This window comes from Kosakonia sp., assembly GCF_032052965.1.
In the GTDB taxonomy this organism is placed as follows: domain Bacteria; phylum Pseudomonadota; class Gammaproteobacteria; order Enterobacterales; family Enterobacteriaceae; genus Kosakonia.
The window spans coordinates 115,043-132,433 of sequence record NZ_DAMBVN010000003.1; the positions used below are offsets into that span (position 1 = coordinate 115,043).

At 48.3% G+C, this 17,391-nt stretch carries 16 protein-coding genes; all 16 read right to left on the reverse strand.

The window, feature by feature from the left end; all coding sequences use genetic code 11:
• Positions 1-100: 100 nt before the first annotated feature.
• Complete coding sequence (locus RTX30_RS05695; protein WP_312687697.1) at positions 101-1,102, reverse strand: glycosyltransferase family 2 protein; 1,002 nt, start codon at positions 1,100-1,102, stop codon at positions 101-103.
• On the reverse strand, positions 1,099-2,388 hold the full coding sequence (locus tag RTX30_RS05700) for an MATE family efflux transporter (RefSeq protein ID WP_312687699.1): 1,290 nt from the start codon (positions 2,386-2,388) through the stop codon (positions 1,099-1,101). The genes RTX30_RS05695 and RTX30_RS05700 overlap by 4 nt, the downstream gene beginning before the upstream one ends.
• 84 nt (positions 2,389-2,472) lie before the next feature.
• Positions 2,473-3,489: a CDP-paratose 2-epimerase gene (gene rfbE, locus RTX30_RS05705; RefSeq protein WP_312687700.1), complete on the reverse strand. Its 1,017-nt coding sequence runs from the start codon at positions 3,487-3,489 to the stop codon at positions 2,473-2,475.
• Positions 3,486-4,331, reverse strand: coding sequence for an NAD-dependent epimerase/dehydratase (locus RTX30_RS05710; RefSeq protein WP_312687701.1), 846 nt, complete (start codon positions 4,329-4,331; stop codon positions 3,486-3,488). Before RTX30_RS05710 ends, rfbE begins: the two co-directional genes overlap by 4 nt.
• Before the next feature lie 35 nt (positions 4,332-4,366).
• On the reverse strand, positions 4,367-5,680 hold the full coding sequence (rfbH, locus tag RTX30_RS05715; protein ID WP_312687703.1) for a lipopolysaccharide biosynthesis protein RfbH: 1,314 nt from the start codon (positions 5,678-5,680) through the stop codon (positions 4,367-4,369).
• Positions 5,681-5,701: 21 nt separating this feature from the next.
• A complete protein-coding gene (rfbG, locus tag RTX30_RS05720; protein WP_312688206.1) occupies positions 5,702-6,781 on the reverse strand; it encodes a CDP-glucose 4,6-dehydratase in 1,080 nt (359 codons plus the stop codon).
• 5 nt (positions 6,782-6,786) lie between these two features.
• Entirely contained in the window at positions 6,787-7,560 is a 774-nt protein-coding gene (gene rfbF / locus RTX30_RS05725) for a glucose-1-phosphate cytidylyltransferase (RefSeq protein WP_312687705.1), read from the reverse strand.
• A gap of 15 nt (positions 7,561-7,575) precedes the next feature.
• The gene (locus tag RTX30_RS05730) at positions 7,576-8,550 is read right to left on the reverse strand and encodes an FAD-binding oxidoreductase (protein ID WP_312687708.1); all 975 of its coding nucleotides are present in this window, start codon (positions 8,548-8,550) and stop codon (positions 7,576-7,578) included.
• A 6-nt stretch (positions 8,551-8,556) separates the two neighbouring features.
• The gene (gene rfbC, locus RTX30_RS05735; protein WP_312687710.1) at positions 8,557-9,105 is read right to left on the reverse strand and encodes a dTDP-4-dehydrorhamnose 3,5-epimerase; all 549 of its coding nucleotides are present in this window, start codon (positions 9,103-9,105) and stop codon (positions 8,557-8,559) included.
• A gap of 1 nt (position 9,106) precedes the next feature.
• A complete protein-coding gene (rfbA, locus tag RTX30_RS05740; protein ID WP_312687711.1) occupies positions 9,107-9,985 on the reverse strand; it encodes a glucose-1-phosphate thymidylyltransferase RfbA in 879 nt (292 codons plus the stop codon).
• 49 nt (positions 9,986-10,034) lie between these two features.
• Positions 10,035-10,934: a dTDP-4-dehydrorhamnose reductase gene (gene rfbD, locus RTX30_RS05745; RefSeq protein ID WP_312688208.1), complete on the reverse strand. Its 900-nt coding sequence runs from the start codon at positions 10,932-10,934 to the stop codon at positions 10,035-10,037.
• Positions 10,934-12,019, reverse strand: a complete 1,086-nt coding sequence (gene rfbB / locus RTX30_RS05750; RefSeq protein ID WP_312687712.1) for a dTDP-glucose 4,6-dehydratase — start codon at positions 12,017-12,019, stop codon at positions 10,934-10,936. Before rfbB ends, rfbD begins: the two co-directional genes overlap by 1 nt.
• 367 nt (positions 12,020-12,386) lie before the next feature.
• Positions 12,387-13,280 (reverse strand): GalU regulator GalF, encoded by an 894-nt coding sequence (gene galF, locus RTX30_RS05755; protein WP_312687713.1) that lies wholly within the window; start codon positions 13,278-13,280, stop codon positions 12,387-12,389.
• Positions 13,281-13,446: 166 nt separating this feature from the next.
• Positions 13,447-14,859, reverse strand: a complete 1,413-nt coding sequence (gene wcaM, locus RTX30_RS05760) for a colanic acid biosynthesis protein WcaM (protein ID WP_312687715.1) — start codon at positions 14,857-14,859, stop codon at positions 13,447-13,449.
• Between the two features lie 11 nt (positions 14,860-14,870).
• Positions 14,871-16,091 (reverse strand): colanic acid biosynthesis glycosyltransferase WcaL, encoded by a 1,221-nt coding sequence (gene wcaL / locus RTX30_RS05765; RefSeq protein ID WP_312687717.1) that lies wholly within the window; start codon positions 16,089-16,091, stop codon positions 14,871-14,873.
• Positions 16,088-17,368 carry a colanic acid biosynthesis pyruvyl transferase WcaK gene (gene wcaK, locus RTX30_RS05770; protein WP_312687720.1) on the reverse strand — a complete coding sequence of 427 codons (1,281 nt, stop codon included), beginning with the start codon at positions 17,366-17,368 and terminating at the stop codon, positions 16,088-16,090. Before wcaK ends, wcaL begins: the two co-directional genes overlap by 4 nt.
• Positions 17,369-17,391: the final 23 nt, after the last annotated feature.

The following is a 17,391-nucleotide window of genomic DNA, read 5'->3' on the forward strand; positions in this document are numbered from 1 at the left end:
CTCATCAAAAAGCCACACGCGCAAGTTTACTCAATCAATCTCAAAGAAAGTAATGAACAACAATTTTTACTCCCTCAAACTAACCATTTTAACAAACAAGTCATTTTAATATTTTTTTGGTTATTTTTTTCAATAAAGGTGATTTTTTTAATGCTGTAGCGATAGGTCCCAGAATGAATAGCAGATTGGTCATCAATTTTTGGTGGCCTAACCGTTGCTGATAAAAAGCAAACTTATCCCTTTCTTTAGCGTTAGCATATGATGCGATCATCAATGTGGTATATATATATGGGCGTTCTCTGGAGAGGATACTTTCGAATTTTTCTTTAACTAAAGGCTTATTATGATACAAAGCGTCAGAGAGTTTGAAATAGCCAGCATAATCGATAAGAACTCTTTTGGCTTTACCAGCAGATTCAAATGTATCATTATCTCCGCGGCAGAGTGCTAAAGGTTCAGATAAATAACTTAGCGAACTACCTTGAACCTGTATGATCTTTAACAAAATGTAGACATGAGGATATGCTGTACCGATAAAACTTTCATCGAAAGCGATTTCCTGCCACGCCGCGCGCCGTACAATGATAGAGCTTAAATAACTAAATACACCACCTACTGACTCACAATCATTAAAATATTCTATGCGATCGTCATCATTGTTAAAAACGTACTCTTTTGTCCCTTTAGACAACCATTTACGATGCGCATTTTTAACAGTGGACATAGTGATATCCAGCTCACGGCGATCGCATAAATAGATATCAAAACTCTTGTTCAGTTCGTTTTCTATTGATACTAAAGCATCCGATCGCAACATATCGTCGCTACCAAATATCCAGCAGTAATCCCCTGTAGCTAAATCAATAGCCGCCAGGTAGTTTCGATCTGGCCCAATATTATTTGCATGCTTTTTATACCGTATTGGAATGCCAAACTTCTCTTCCCATACAGGGATTAACTCTTCAGTAGAATCAGTGGAAGCATTATCAGCGATACAGATTTCTAAATCAAGACTATGGGCCTGCTGTGTCTTTATACTTTGAAGCAATAGTTCAAGATATACCGCACGATTATAAGTTGGTATGCAGAATGATACTTTCACTTAACAGATTCCTTATTCACTACCTTGAAATATGTCACTGGCAGCCCCCAAAATACAGTCAATAAAAATGAGAGGGTTAATCCAATGAGAACACCTAATATCCCGTATTTACCAGCCAGAACCCACTGAGCCCAACCGCTAATGACAGCCTGACAAGGTACAAAAAACCACAATACTTTTAGAGAATTCATACTTTGCAGCAGCATTGCAAATGTATCGCACCACACTCGTGTCGAAAAATACACTGCCAACAAAATAAAAATATAAATACTGATATTTGTATCTAATTCAGGGGAAAGAATACCGTAAATCGTTTTCTTGCATAAGTAGATGACGATAGTACTGACAATAATAAAAACAATACCAACCGCAATATTAACCGCTACCGTTTTCTTTAACTTTATCCATTCCTTTCGGATTCGGTATTCAGCACAAATGGGCCATAAAGCCTGCAATACGGCCGTATATATAAAGAAAACGAGTCCGAATATTTTCATGGTGATTGTATATTTCACAATATCAGCAGGTGACAGTTTCTGTGAAATAACAATGTAATCTGCTTGCAGAACTAATATGGAAAGTAATGTAAAAATGAAGAAACCGTAAGTCCGTTTCAATATATCCAGATAATATTGTTTGCCCGGCATGACAGCGACCAATTTAAAATACCGGTACACAATATAGAACATTGAAAGCAAGGCAACGGGGGCATACAGCGCAAGTAGCGCTAAGACCACATCGATTTTTATCTGCAAGAAATACAGCACAAGAACACAAATGAGGCCTAAAAGGTAAGATACTCCATTTATTACATTTGCTTTCCAGCCAATCAGTTCAGCAAAGAGGATTTTGTAACCAACAGCACCTACCCCAACCAAACCGAAGACAATAATTGCACTTACAAAGACAAAACTCTCATGCCCTTTTAATGTTTCGCTAAATGATGCCAAATAGAACTCAGAAATTAATTTTGATAATAATACCATGATGCCTATAAAGGCAACGGCTGCAACGAATAGCAATCGTAGGGCAGCTTTAATATACGAGTTGTAATCTTCATTTTTCGCGCGAAGTTCTGATATGAAATTTTGTAAACTACTGCCTATGCCAAAATCAATCAGAGTGCACCATATCATCAATCCTGTTAGCAGGCTAAAAATCGCATAATTATTTTCGCCTAACATTTCCAACAGATACTTCACGCTCAGTAATTGTACGCCTGCAATTATAATTTTTGAAAGCCATGATGAAGCGGCTGTTATCAGATGCGTGGGGATTTTTAACATATTGACCATCAACTAGAGTAAATTTCAGGCGTGTTGCTTCTGTTGCGAATTAAAACAAATGCTCGCTTACGCGAGCATTTATTATTATAAAGAACTGGTCCAATCATACATTCTTTGGACACCGTCTTTAGCAGACACACCTGGATTCCATCCAATAGCTTTATTAATTTTTGTAATATCAGCAACAAATACTTTTTGGTCACTTTCACGGACAGGAAGCTGGGTGTATTTCATCTCAATATTTGCATGTTCTTCAAGAATACCAAACAACTCAAGTAATGAGAGACTATTCTGAATTGTGCCACCTACGTTAAACGCATTGCCTCGGATATTACCAACGTTTGCCAGAGCCGTATAATAAAGAGACACCATATCTTCCGCGTGCAAAACATCACGAACTTGTTTGCCATTTCCGGAGATAGTGAATGGTGAAACGATTCCTTTATGGATTTCGTAGGCTTTCTGGCAGAACCAGCCTACCCAGCCTTGATCGTAAGTCGCAAACTGTCTGCCGCCATACATGGATGAATGTCGGAAGACAACGGTATTCAGACCGAAGACTCGTGCAAAATCGAGCATATACTGATCGGCAGCACCTTTCGAACATCCGTAAGGAGAATGGAAATCCAATTGCGTTGTCTCATCAAAACCGTTCGGTTTTTCGGCACAGACATAGCGGGTTTCTAATTCGTTATAGGTAAACTGTTCGAGATCACCATACACTTTGTTTGTTGAAGAGTAGATGACGTTACATGCAGGATTGGTCTGCCGTATTGCATCCAGCAGATTGAATGTGCCGCCAACGTTGGTTTCAAAATCCGCAAAAGGATTATCGATCGACGTGGTCATTGCCACCTGCCCAGCCAGATGGAAACAGCTATCCGGTTTGTATTTATTTATTAGACGTGTCACGTCATTTTTGTTACGGATATCGCCATGAACAAACTCAAATTTGCCATGAGTTCCTAACCATCCCAGGTTATCAATGGCACCTTTTCTTGATAAATTATCGAAAATGATAACATCATAACCTTCACTGATACCATGAGCAGCCAGATTGCTGCCAAGGAACCCGCAGCCACCAGTAATCAATAATTTCATTTTTTTTCCTTACGAACTATTTCAACAATTGCGTCTTCGTGTGAATATTTCCGTGACCAACCCATAGCATTCAGCCTGGCTGTATTAGCACAGCTGAACATCAGTTCATTACTACGGCTTTCAATCGCACCAAAATTCAGCACCGAATTGCTGCCAGTGCTCCGCCGAACAAGTTCAGCGAACTCCTTAAGTGAAATGCCTTCTCCGGAGCCAACTTCAATCTCATCAATTTTTTCAAAAGAAGATAAATGACGAATAATGACGTCAAAAGCGGACAGCAAATCACCGATATACATAAAATCTCTTTTTTGCACGCCGGAGGTGAGATCAATGCTTTCGTTGGCAAGGCATTTTCTGATAAGCATAGCGGTGAATTTACTATCCGCATCATGCTCACCATAAAAGTGCTCTAACTTTAGTTCAACAAATGAAGCATTTATCTTACTGCTGCTTAACAGACTCTTTGCCAAATCAACGAATTGGTGTTTGGTTAAAGCATACTGGTTAGTTTGTGCAGGAAGGGAGGTACCACAGTTGATAAATACGCTTTTTCTATCAAGCACAGACTCAAGTAAATGAAGCGGGAAAAGAACATTACTTTCTACCAAGGTAGATAAGTTTTCTTTATTTCTGCCGTAGCACGTTACTGTATTAATAATAACATCAGGCTCGTACGCATTTACTTTTTTATGCCAATCACTTTCTGAAATATTTATTTGAAGCCAGGTGCCATCACTTTCTATATTCCGTCGACATAATCCGGCAACGCTATGTCTCTTCGATAAAAAAGCAATCAACTGCCGGCCCAAATAGCCGGTTGCTCCAGATACCAGAATTTTCATATGGCTTGAGGGGGCAATGCCCCCTCCCTTAGTAATTAGAAATTCAAACCAAAGAACTCTTCAAATTTGGACACCACAAAATCCAAATGCTCTTTGGTCAGGCCTGGGTAAATACCGATCCAGAAGGTCTGATTCATAATACGGTCAGTATTTGTCAGCTCACCAACAACGCGGTATTTCACGTTGGCGAAGTAAGGCTGGCGAGTCAGGTTCCCGGCGAACAGCAGGCGCGTACCAATTTTGGCTTCATCAAGGAACTTCACCAAATCAACACGCGTTACGCCGCTGGTTTCTTTCAGGGTAATAGGGAAACCAAACCACGACGGATCGGATTTCTCTGTTGCTTCCGGCAGTTCGAGGAATTCCGCACAGGACTGTAACCCCTGCTTCAGGTACGCAAAGTTCTCTTTACGCAGGCGCACAAATTCGTCAATGCGCTCCAGCTGTGCCAGACCGCAGGCTGCCTGCATATCGGTGATTTTGAGGTTGTAACCCAAGTGGGAATAGGTGTACTTGTGGTCGTAGCCGAACGGCAGAGAACCCAGCTGATGGCCAAAACGCTTGCCACAGGTGTTGTCGCAACCCGGCGCACAATAGCAGTCACGGCCCCAGTCACGGAAGGACTCAATCAGCTTTTTCAGCTCGGAAGATTTGGTGAATACCGCTCCGCCTTCCCCCATTGTGATGTGGTGCGCCGGGTAAAAGCTGACGGTACCGATATCACCGAAAGTACCGACCATTTTTCCGTCGTAGGTTGTACCGAGCGCGTCGCAGCAGTCTTCAATCAGCCACAGATTATATTTATCCGCGATGCGGCGAACTTCAGTCAGATCGAATGCGTTGCCCAGTGTGTGCGCGATCATGATCGCTTTGGTTTTATCCGATACGGCGGCTTCGATAAGTTTGGAATCGACGTTGTACGTCGGAATATCGACATCGATAAATACCGGGATCAGGCCGTTCTGGATGGTTGGGTTAACCGTAGTCGGGAAGCCAGCAGCCACGGTGATCACTTCATCGCCCGGCTTCAGTGCACGATCGCCCAGCTTCGGGGAAGTCAGCGCGGTCAGTGCCAGCAGGTTTGCAGAAGAACCAGAGGTAGTGGTCAGTACATGCGGTACACCGATAAACTCACCCAGTTTTTTCTCGAACGCGTCATTGAAGCGGCCCGTTGTCAGCCAGCCATCCAGGGAGGCTTCAACCATCAATTGAAGCTCTTTCGCGCCAATCACTTTACCAGAGGGCGGTACGACGCTGCTGCCAGCAACAAACGGCTTCGGACTTAACGCTTCGTCAGCATATTGGGCAACTAATTGAGAGATTTGCTCACGCAGGTTGTTTGCGCTCATTGCTTCGTTCCTGTTATTCAATTATTTCAAAGGAGTGTTCATGTATTCGCTGATTTCGTTCCGGGTGCGCATCAGCATGTCTTCGCCAGCAATCCATGCTTTGTGCCACTTCACAATACGCTCCAGCGTTTCAACAAGGTCCCAGCGCGGCTGCCAGCCCAGACGCATACGCGCCTTTGAGCAGTCAAGTTTCAGATAATGGGCTTCATGAGGATGCTCATTACCGTCCAGCAGCCATGCCGCGTCGTCTCCCCAAATGTTCACCATGGTTTCGACGATAAATTGCACCGGCTTTGCATCATCTTCACGCGGACCAAAATTCCAGCCCTCGGCAAATGCCGGCCCTTCGTTATACAGCCGCTGAGCAATCGTAATGTAGCCCGACAGCGGTTCCAGCACGTGCTGCCACGGACGTATCGCGTGAGGGTTGCGGATGATAACAGTTTGTTGCTTCTCAAACGAACGCAGAATGTCAGGAATCAGGCGATCTTTTGCCCAGTCGCCGCCGCCAATCACATTGCCTGCGCGCACGGAAGCGAGTGCAACACCATGTTTTTCGTAATCTTTCTCATTAAAGAAAGAATTGCGATACGCCGAAGCCACCAGCTCTGCGCAACCTTTACTGTTTGAATAGGGATCATATCCCCCCATCGCTTCGTGCTCGCGATAGCCCCAGACCCATTCGCGGTTGTCGTAACATTTGTCGCTGGTGATATTCACCACCGCTTTTACGCCACCAACACGTTTAACCGCTTCCAGTAAATGGACGGTACCCATAACATTGGTCGAATAAGTATCAATAGGCTCATCGTAGGAGAGTCTGACCAATGGTTGCGCAGCCATATGGAAAACAATTTCGGGTTTGAACTCGCCAATCGCCGCGGACAGTTGTTCAAAGTTGCGGATATCACCAATGGTGGAATCAATCAGCTTATCCACCCCGGCGCTGTCGTATAAAGACGGCTCTGTCGGCGGATTCAGCGAATAGCCTTTAAGCACGGCGCCCATGGATTGCAGCCACAGCGTCAACCAGGAACCTTTGAAACCGGTATGTCCGGTAATAAAGACACGTTTGCCCTTCCAGAATGAAGCATCAATCATACGCATTACTCCCACGTTTTCCATGGAGCGGTGCCTTTTTCCCAGAGACCTTCGAGATAAGTTTTATCTCGCAGGGTATCCATTGGCTGCCAGAAACCAGGATGTTCGAACGCCATTAGCTCACCCTGATCGGCCAACTGCATCAATGGTTCCTGTTCCCAGGTCGTCGCATCGTTATCAATTAAATCGATAACGGAAGGATGCAGAACAAAGAATCCGCCATTGATCATAGCACCGTCACCTTTCGGCTTCTCTTTAAAAGAGCGAACTTGCTTGTTCTGGATATCCAATGCACCAAAGCGTCCTGGCGGGAAAGTCGCCGTCAGCGTCGCTTTTTTGCCATGTTGACGATGGAAATCAATGGTGGCGGTAATATCAAGATCGGAGACGCCGTCGCCATAAGTAAAAAGAAAAGCTTCGTCATCTTTGACGTAATCGCGAACACGTTTCAGTCGCCCGCCGGTCATGGACGCTTCACCGGTATCAACGAGGGTAACATTCCAGGGTTCAACGCGTTTTTGATGAACTTCCATGCGGTTTTCCGCCATATGGAAGGTCACATCTGACATATGAAGAAAATAGTTGGCGAAATACTCTTTAATCACATATCCCTTATAGCCGCAGCAAATGACGAAATCACGGATACCGTGAGCAGAGTACATTTTCATAATATGCCACAGGATGGGCTTCCCACCGATCTCAACCATCGGCTTTGGTTTTAATACCGTTTCTTCACTTAAACGTGTACCCAGGCCACCGGCTAATATCACGGCTTTCATATCTTTGTCCTCAAATTATTTTGATACGGTAAACGCGTCTGAATAAAAATGTTTAGCCGGCAATCCCAACGTCATCAAATCCTTTCGACTAGCTTCGATCATCACGGGCGAACCACAAGCATAAACATCAAAATCTTCTAAATTATCGAAATCCTCTACAACCGCATTATGGACAAAACCTCTGCGGCCCTGCCACTCGCCTTGATCGCTGGAGACGACGGGAATAAAACGAATATGGGTATATTGCGAAGACCATTGCTGCGGTAAAGAAGAGTAGAAATGTTCTTCCTGTTGCATGCCCCAGTAAATATAAATATCGCGCTGTGTCTGCTCAGCCAGTAATGACTCCACCATGGCTTTAACCGGGGCAAAACCAGTACCACCAGCAATAAATATAACCGGGCGATCATTTTTACGGATAAAAAAGGTTCCGCATGGGCCTTCAATACGCATTAAGGTATTCGCGGCCAGTCCGCCAAATACCAACTGACTCATTTGCCCGCCGGGTACATTACGGATATGCAGCTCAATGCCTTGTTTCTCATCGGCGTTTGCCACCGAATAACTGCGCGTGACGCCCTGATATTGCAAATTGATGTACTGCCCCGGCAGATAGTTAATTTGTGCGGTCGGCGGAAAGCGGAGGATCAGTTTAAGCACGTCCGCAGAGACATATTCGGCAGAAACGACCTTACAAGGCGTGATTTTTTTCATCTGCCCGGCGAGCTCCGGATAATAGGTCGCCTGCAGCGACACATCTCCAACAGGGTGGCAACTGCAAGTCAGAATGTTATTGCCCGCCGTAATAAGGCTCTCTTGCGCATCGCGAACCTCACCTGAAAGCAATTGCGCTTCGCAAACCCCACAGCTGCCATTCTTGCAACTGTGCTCCAGGTGGATACCTGCATCCAGCGCAGCATCCAGCAGGGTTTTTTCGCTTTCACCGGAAAAGGAGATATCCGCGGGGAAGATTTTAATTAAATGAGACACAGGCTTTTACTCAAACATTTTTGCATCGGTAAAGGAAGGCGCGGCAGCATCTTTCGCCGAGAGCTCGGGCTCTGCGTTAAGCGGCCATTCGATATTCAGTTGCGGATCATTCCAGGCAATGCTGCCTTCAGACTGTGGAAAATAATAGTTGGTGGTCTTATAAACAAATTCTGCCGTTTCACTGAGAACCACGAATCCGTGAGCAAATCCTTCCGGGATCCATAGCTGGCGTTTATTTTCCGCCGACAAATGCACGCCGACCCACTGGCCAAACGTGGAGGAGCTTCGGCGGATATCTACCGCCACGTCAAACACCTCACCGGCAACCGCGCGAACTAATTTGCCCTGCGCATGAGGTGCCAACTGATAATGCAGACCACGCAGCACCCCTTTTTTGGATTTGGAGTGATTATCCTGAACAAAACGGACTTCGCGGCCAACAGCCTCTTCAAAAATGCGCTGGCTAAAGCTTTCAAAGAAAAATCCGCGATCGTCACCAAAGACTTTAGGTTCAAAAATCAGTACATCGGGAATCGCAGTTTTGACAATATTCATCTTAATAACCTTTAACCATTTTCAGCAGATACTGACCATAGGCATTTTTTTTCAGCGGTTCTGCTAAAACTTTCACCTGCTCCGCATCGATAAATTTCTTACGGAAGGCAATCTCCTCAGGGCACGAAACTTTCAATCCCTGGCGCGCTTCGATGGTTTGAATGAAGTTACTGGCTTCAATCAAACTCTGGTGCGTGCCGGTGTCCAGCCACGCATAGCCACGCCCCATCATCGCCACGGACAAACGGCCCTGCTCCATATAAATCCGGTTGATGTCGGTAATTTCCAGTTCACCGCGTGCAGAAGGCTTAAGATTTTTCGCCATGTCGATAACATCATTATCGTAGAAATAGAGCCCGGTCACCGCATAGTTACTTTTCGGCTCAAGCGGCTTCTCTTCAAGGCTGATGGCAGTGCCTGCACAGTCGAACTCCACCACACCGTAACGCTCTGGATCGTTAACATGATAAGCAAACACCGTCGCGCCGCTCTCCTGATTAACCGCAGTATCCATCAGTTTTGGTAGGTCATGGCCATAGAAGATGTTATCACCCAGCACCAGCGCACAAGGATCGTTGCCAATGAACGCTTCGCCGAGGATAAAAGCCTGTGCCAGGCCATCCGGGCTTGGCTGGAGTTGATATTGCAGATTAAGGCCCCACTGGCTACCATCGCCGAGCAATTGTTCAAAGCGAGGCAGATCCTGTGGCGTGCTGATGATTAAAATGTCGCGTATCCCTGCCAGCATTAACGTGGACAAAGGATAATAGATCATCGGCTTATCATAAATTGGCAGCAGTTGTTTACTCACAGCCATGGTCACCGGGTACAGGCGTGTGCCGGAACCGCCCGCCAGTATAATTCCTTTACGTGTTTTCATTTTGTTATCTCGAACAAAAGTGGCCATCACACAGAAAAATGACGCCTCGTTAAAGCGTCACAGAGGTAAAAAGTTCTTCCAGCATGCGTTTTACACCCGTTTCCCATTGCGGAAGCACAAGCCCAAACGTGCGCTGGAATTTCTCTGTGTTGAGGCGTGAATTATGCGGGCGTTTTGCCGGTGTAGGAAAGGCTTCAGTGGACACGGCATTAACGTTGTTTACCGCAAGGGTAATGCCCGTTTTACGCGCCTGCTCGAAAACCAGTTGCGCATAGGCATGCCAGGTGGTTGTTCCGCTGGCGACGAGATGGTAAAGCCCCGCGACGTCAGGCTGCTGCTGTGCAATGCGAATAGCATGTGCCGTACAGTCAGCCAGCAGTTCCGCGCCGGTCGGCGCACCAAACTGATCGTTAATCACGGACAGGGTTTCACGCTCTTTCGCCAGTTTTAGCATGGTTTTAGCGAAATTATTCCCTTTACCGGCATATACCCAACTGGTACGAAAAATCAGATGTTTCGGGCAAAACTGCTGTACGGCCTTTTCGCCCGCTAATTTTGTTTCACCGTAGACATTCAGCGGTGCCGTTTCATCGTTTTCGCACCAGGGTTTATCCCCGGTCCCCGGGAAAACGTAATCGGTCGAGTAGTGAATCAGCCATGCATTGAGGGCGGCAGCTTCGCGCGCAATCGCGGCAACACTGGTCGCGTTTAACAGTTCAGCAAACTCGCGTTCTGATTCTGCCTTATCTACCGCGGTGTGCGCTGCGGCGTTAACAATTACATCAGGACGGATACGGCGCACCGTTTCAGCAACCCCATGCGGGTTGCTGAAGTCTCCACAGTAGTCGGTGGAGCTTACATCAACCGCGATAACATTGCCCAGCGGGGCGAGCGCGCGTTGCAGCTCCCAGCCGACCTGCCCGGTTTTGCCGAATAACAGAATATTCATCATGAGCGTTTCTCGTAGTTCTGTTCGATCCAGCTTTTGTAGGCACCGCTTTTAACATTCTCAACCCATTGCTGGTTATCCAGATACCACTGCACAGTCTTGCGGATACCGGACTCGAACGTTTCCTGCGGTTTCCAGCCCAACTCGCGGCTGATTTTATCCGCATCGATCGCATAGCGGCGATCGTGACCGGGACGGTCAGTAACATAGGTGATTTGATCGCGGTATGACCCAGCCTTCGGCACCATTTCGTCCAGCAGATCGCAAATGGTGTGCACCACTTCCAGGTTCTGCTTCTCATTATGGCCGCCAATGTTGTAGGTTTCACCCGCCACGCCGCCAGTCACCACGGTATACAGCGCGCGAGCGTGGTCTTCTACATACAGCCAGTCGCGGATCTGATCGCCTTTACCGTAAATTGGCAATGGCTTACCTTCGAGAGCGTTGAGGATCACCAGCGGGATCAGTTTTTCCGGGAAATGGAACGGACCGTAGTTGTTCGAGCAGTTGGTCACGAGGGTCGGAAAACCGTAGGTTCTGCGCCAGGCGCGAACCAGGTGATCGCTGGAAGCTTTAGAAGCAGAGTAAGGGCTGCTCGGCGCATAGGCGGTCTGTTCTGTGAACAGCGGCAGCGCCTGCCCGGCGGAGACTTCATCCGGATGCGGCAAATCGCCGTACACTTCATCCGTCGAAATATGGTGAAAGCGGAAAGCCTGTTTTGCTGTGCTCTCCAGCGTGGTCCAGTATGCGCGCGCCGCTTCAAGCAAAACATAGGTACCAACAATGTTGGTTTCAATAAAAGCGGCCGGGCCAGTAATAGAACGATCGACATGGCTTTCGGCCGCCAGATGCATGACGGCATCCGGTTTATGTTCCGCGAAAATACGCGCCATCTCTGCGGCATTGCAAATATCGGCATGCTCAAAAAAATAGCGGTCATTGTCCGCAACAGTAATAAGTGATTCAAGGTTGCCGGCATAGGTTAATTTATCAACGTTAACCACAGAATCTTGCGTATTATTAATGATATGCCTGACAACGGCCGACCCAATAAAGCCAGCGCCACCTGTGACCAGTATTTTCACGAGATTTTTCCGTTCTTGCTTTGCATTGTCTTAAATGAAGGAGAGCGATGAAGAATAACGCAGGGAAATTCAGACACGCTACCGCCCCTGGCTCTTCAGCTACCAGTGTACTGTACGATGACGGCTCATTTTTATGCCAGCGCATTTAGCTGACCATCAAGCACAAAAAGTTAAACGGCTATTCTCCGCCGAAACAGCCCCGGAAACAAGGGAAAATCACACCCTCCCCCTTGTATTGCTCACACACTGACCTTTGCTTATTTATTGATTCATATACAAAATAAAAGGGCAGAAAGAATATGCCGAAGACATTATCGTCTTACCGCCACTCTTTACTGCCCCTGCAAACGTATTGCGAATTATTCGCTTATTGCGCCAGCAATTTTTTAATGCTTTCGCGGAATTTCTGGCCTTCTTTCAGATTACGCAGCCCATAGTTAACAAAGGCCTGCATATAACCCATTTTTTTACCGCAATCGTAGCTTTCGCCGGTCATCAGCATCGCGTCGACGGACTGTTTATTCGCTAATTCAGCAATGGCATCGGTTAACTGAATACGGCCCCATGCGCCCGGCTCGGTTTTTTCCAGCTCCGCCCAGATATCGGCAGAAAGTACATAACGCCCTACCGCCATCAGATCGGAGTCCAGCGTCTGTGGCTGATCCGGTTTTTCAATAAACTGAACAATACGGCTGACTTTTCCTTCGCTGTCCAGCGGCTCTTTGGTCTGAATCACTGAGTATTCAGAGAGGTCGCCTTTCATGCGTTTCGCCAGCACCTGGCTACGGCCCGTTTCAGCAAAGCGCGCAACCATCGCCGCGAGGTTATAGCGCAGCGGATCGGCGGTAGCGGTATCGAGAACGATATCCGGCAGAACGACAACAAACGGGTTATCGCCCACAATCGGACGTGCGCACAAAATCGAGTGGCCCAGCCCCAGCGGCTGTGCCTGACGCACGTTCATAATGGTCACGCCCGGCGGGCAAATGGATTGCACTTCCGCCAGTAATTGACGCTTAACACGCTGTTCAAGCAGCGCTTCAAGCTCATAGGAGGTGTCGAAGTGGTTCTCAACCGCGTTTTTAGACGAGTGAGTGACCAGCACGATTTCTTTGATCCCTGCAGCAACAACTTCGTCGACGATGTACTGAACCATCGGCTTGTCGACAATCGGTAGCATCTCTTTTGGAATTGCTTTGGTGGCGGGAAGCATATGCATCCCCAGACCCGCTACCGGAATAACTGCTTTCAAATTAACCATTGATTTCTTCCACCTATAAATAATTGGATGAATTATAGACCTTTACGCTATTTTCGCCAGTGGGTTCGCAGCCCGCTACAGTGAAAGATTGTTACGCCAAATGTCCCGGGCTGTAGATTTACGCCTGTCCTGCAGATCAAATCACCAGGATTTATCGTAAACTGACTTATCGTTTTTGAGCGGGTAAACGGAAATTCAAATTATTGGTATTCACCACATGCTGATCGACATTGTCGATATCCACTGAACTTTGCCCATGTTCATTTACCGCATGAATATTCGCCAGCGACAGCAGCGTATCTTGTTTGGCCATAAAACGGCCACGCACATCTTTGCGTAAATCAAAATTCAACTTCAGCGCCGGGCCGACTGCGGCTTCCTGCATCACATTGATATCACGTAAAAAAAGATGCTGAGGTTTGTTATGCAGCGTGAGCGTTGCGCGTTGCATTTTCAGTTTTGTTATTGCCACAAACGAGGTGGCATTACCCGATGATATCTGGATACCGCGCAGCTTATATTTACTGCTGGTGTTGTCCTGATGGATGTCGTTGAGCTTAAAATTCTGAGGAATTGAGAGGTAGTTACCCTTAATCACCCCATAGCCGATTAACATTCCCGCACTGTTAACCATGCTGACATTATCAATCACAAAGTTGTCGCAGCCATAAATGGCCACCGTCGCATTATCAATCCCCGCCGTTTTGCTGAAATCCGGGGTGATATTTTCCGCTTTGATATTACGGATAAGGAAGTGCTTACCGTTCTCCACATGCACCAACTGACGACAGTTGCTGCCAGTGATATTCGCCACAACAAAATTCTTAACCGCCTGATCTTCAGGGTAAGTATTGTCGTAGGTACTGCCCGCCAGACCAATACCGATGCCCCAGTTCACCTTGCCGTTTGTGCAATCGATATTGTTGATGACATGGTCAGAAATCAGAATGTTGCGATCGTTAATCGCCACGTTCCATTCAATCGCATCGCCCTGCAAATCACTAAAATGACCGTTGGTAATGCGCACGCCATCCAGCTGATTATGATAGCCCTGACGCAGGATCGCGTAGTTTGCTTTGGTGACGGTGATTTGGTCGATCACCAGGTTGCGCATCACCCGTTTTTCTTTGCCGCCAATGTAAATTTGCATCACCGGCCCATAGCCGCTCATCGATACGCCTTTGATGACGCAGTCAGAGCCGCGCACATCCAGCGTAATGTTGTAGAGGCTACCACCGTTCTCGCCAATGACGCGGCTACCATCCTGCAGGACAAAACGACCGCGGCCGCTGCCCTTCAGGGCTCCGCGTATCAGCAACGTTTTGCCTGCCGGTATAAAAATCCCGGTGTTGATATTTTCACACACCAGGCCTGCGGGGATCTCCACCGTTTGCCCATCGTTAAAGGCCTGCTTCAACGCCGCAGGCCAGTCGTTATTATTGTACTTACGGATATCAACGGTGCCGCCCCCCGTGACCGCACGCGCGGCCGGAGAGTGCAAAAGGGGCAAAGCCGCCAGGGCTGAACCGGCGGCGAGGAAGGAACGTCGGGTAAGGGCTGTTGATTTCTTAGCGGCCATAAAACCTCTGTTCAAAGCGTTTGCAGCAGACTTGCCAGTTGCTGATTAATGATTTTTTGGTTGAAGTCGGACTCGACCTTTTCGCGCGCACGGGTAACGACCGGCACCAGATCCTGATCCTGCATCTTGCCGAACGCCGCGAGGCGCTGCGCCAGCGCTTCCGCATCGTTTTCCGGTACCAGCCAGCCAGATGCGCCAGCTTCAATCAATTCCGGAATGCCGCTGTGCACCGTAGAAACCACCGGGATCCCCACCGCCATAGCTTCCATCAAGGCCACCGGAATGCCCTCCATGTCGCCATCCGCGCCGGTAACTGAAGGCAGCAGAAACACATCTGCTTCATCGAGCATCGCTTTGACTTCATGGCTGGGCTTGAAACCCGGCATCTCAATGACATCTTCCAGTTGAAACTGTTCGATCAGCGTGCGCAGGCGTCGTTCCCACGGGCCAATGCCAAGAATGCTGTATTTAAAGGCGACGCCACGTTCTTTTAGTAAACGGCAGGCTTCAATCGCCACATGCAAGCCCTTCTTCTCGGTCAGGCGGGCAACGGAAATAATCTGCAGCGGAGAGCCTGGCGCCTTGACCGGACGCAGGCTGAAGCGGGTCATATCAACACCCATGCGTGAAACGGCAATTTTCTGTTCCGGGCAGCCCATACTCTTCAGGCGCCCGGCCCACAATTCACTGATCGGCAACATCAAATCGCCACGCTGAAACAGTCGCTGATACTCCGGGGTGTAGTGATTAAGCACCTCGCGGTGCGAAACATCGATACCGTGAAAAACCGTCGCAATTTTACCCTTCAGCACCCCCAGCTCGCGCAGCTTAGCTGCCGTGACGCCCGCGGGACCAAAATGGGCAATAAACACATCCGCGCTAAAGGCGCGCGGTGCGAGCGCGCAAATGGCCGAGAGGATCAAATTGCGCGCTTCATCCCCGTAGCGTGACATGTTCAGCGCTTTCCAGGTGGACGATTTCCAGCAGCCGCGCGCGATGGCTTGCGCGCGATAGCTCAGTTTCGCCAACTTCCCTTCCGGCTCAGCCAGCAGCCAGTGCGTCTTCTCCGCTAGCTTATAGTCGGTATACGCTGCGTGCGTATTACTCATATCGCCCTTATGCAGGGCGACGATTTCCACCTCAAATCCCATATTGATAAAAGCAACAATCTGGTTGAGGACAAAAGTTTCAGACGAGAGAGGAAACTTCAGCAGAAAAAAGCTGACTTTCATTTCACCCCCTGCACGCGATCGAGCACCGATTTCACCATCGTCATGCCCTTCTCGCGCTCCGCCGCCACTGCGGTCGCCAGGCGCGCATTGATGGCAGGCAGTTGACCAAGCGTATCGGCAGCCATTGATGCCAGCGAACCATCCAGCAGGTGGCGAATATCCACGGCCATTTCCGGCATCCCAAGTTGTTGCATAATGCCGGCCGACTTGTGTTCGTAGTTAATGGCAATTGCCGGCGTGCCAAAGTTCATGGAGATAATGGCCGAATGCAGACGCGTCCCCACGGTTAAATCACAAGCGCCGAGGATTTTGCCCATTTCCAGGTCGTTCAGCTCATCCATGACCACATGGTAGCGCGACGGGTCGCTGACATACTGGCGCATATTCAAGGCCACCATCCGGTCATCCTTGTTATAGCTATCGATCCCGGTACAGGTCGACAGAGCAATAACCTGGTAACCCGCATCAATAATACGATTCACCACGCCTGCAAAGGCCTGTTCGTAGGCTTGCTGCGTGGTGTTAAGGCGCTTATCAAACGGCGCCAGCTCACGCAGCGTGATCGCCACGGTCTTCTCTTTCGCCGCCAGATCCAGCCAGTGCTGCACCGCATAGCTGGCAACAAAATCCTGCTGGTGATGATCTACCAGCCAGGCCGTGTCGACGCCCTGCTCCACTTTGCTGGTGGTGATATTGCTTTGCTTCATTAAGTTCAGGCTGACGGTTTCACGCAGTATCAACGCCTGGCAGTGACCGAACACATAATTCGCCAGTTGATTGAACTGCTCATTCTGGAACGGCCCAACGCTGTGACCAATCATGTAGAGCGGTTTTTTCGCCATAAACGTACAGAGTGCATGCTCAAACTGCGGCACGCCATAGAGATCGACGAAGAAGGAGCCGCCCACCTGAATAATGGCGTCGTAGCCGGAGAGTAGACGAACAAAATCGGTAAAGCCCTGCGCAATCGCAATGTTGCGCAGCTTGCCGGTGTCGGTCACGCGCGACAGCAGCACCTGGTGCTGATAGCGGCGACGCAGCACTTTTTTCACGCGCCCCATCAACCCGGCTGCGTTATTGTGCTCTTTCATCTGACTGTAAAGGGGATCGCCCATCACCGGGCGATTTAACAACCACGATGAGCTCACCGGATAACGGCTCATCACATCGACTTCTGCGTCAGGCTCAATCAGGGCAATCGCATCCAGCAATCCGCGTAAAATTGCGCTGTCGCCACGGTTACCGCAGGTGTGATTGCCAAGGATCAATAATTTCATAACGACCTCTTAAAGGGGTTCAA

Coding starts and splice junctions, on each gene's coding strand:
- rfbD (WP_312688208.1), bottom strand. CDS start 10,934: ATGAATATTCTGTTATTCGGCAAAACCGGGCAGGTCGGCTGGGAGCTG.
- rfbC (WP_312687710.1), bottom strand. CDS start 9,105: ATGAATATTGTCAAAACTGCGATTCCCGATGTACTGATTTTTGAACCT.
- rfbH (WP_312687703.1), bottom strand. CDS start 5,680: ATGAGCGCAAACAACCTGCGTGAGCAAATCTCTCAATTAGTTGCCCAA.
- rfbE (WP_312687700.1), bottom strand. CDS start 3,489: ATGAAATTATTGATTACTGGTGGCTGCGGGTTCCTTGGCAGCAATCTG.
- RTX30_RS05710 (WP_312687701.1), bottom strand. CDS start 4,331: ATGAAAATTCTGGTATCTGGAGCAACCGGCTATTTGGGCCGGCAGTTG.
- rfbF (WP_312687705.1), bottom strand. CDS start 7,560: ATGAAAGCCGTGATATTAGCCGGTGGCCTGGGTACACGTTTAAGTGAA.
- rfbG (WP_312688206.1), bottom strand. CDS start 6,781: ATGATTGATGCTTCATTCTGGAAGGGCAAACGTGTCTTTATTACCGGA.
- galF (WP_312687713.1), bottom strand. CDS start 13,280: ATGGTTAATTTGAAAGCAGTTATTCCGGTAGCGGGTCTGGGGATGCAT.
- rfbA (WP_312687711.1), bottom strand. CDS start 9,985: ATGAAAACACGTAAAGGAATTATACTGGCGGGCGGTTCCGGCACACGC.
- wcaM (WP_312687715.1), bottom strand. CDS start 14,859: ATGGCCGCTAAGAAATCAACAGCCCTTACCCGACGTTCCTTCCTCGCC.
- RTX30_RS05700 (WP_312687699.1), bottom strand. CDS start 2,388: ATGTTAAAAATCCCCACGCATCTGATAACAGCCGCTTCATCATGGCTT.
- wcaL (WP_312687717.1), bottom strand. CDS start 16,091: ATGAAAGTCAGCTTTTTTCTGCTGAAGTTTCCTCTCTCGTCTGAAACT.
- wcaK (WP_312687720.1), bottom strand. CDS start 17,368: ATGAAATTATTGATCCTTGGCAATCACACCTGCGGTAACCGTGGCGAC.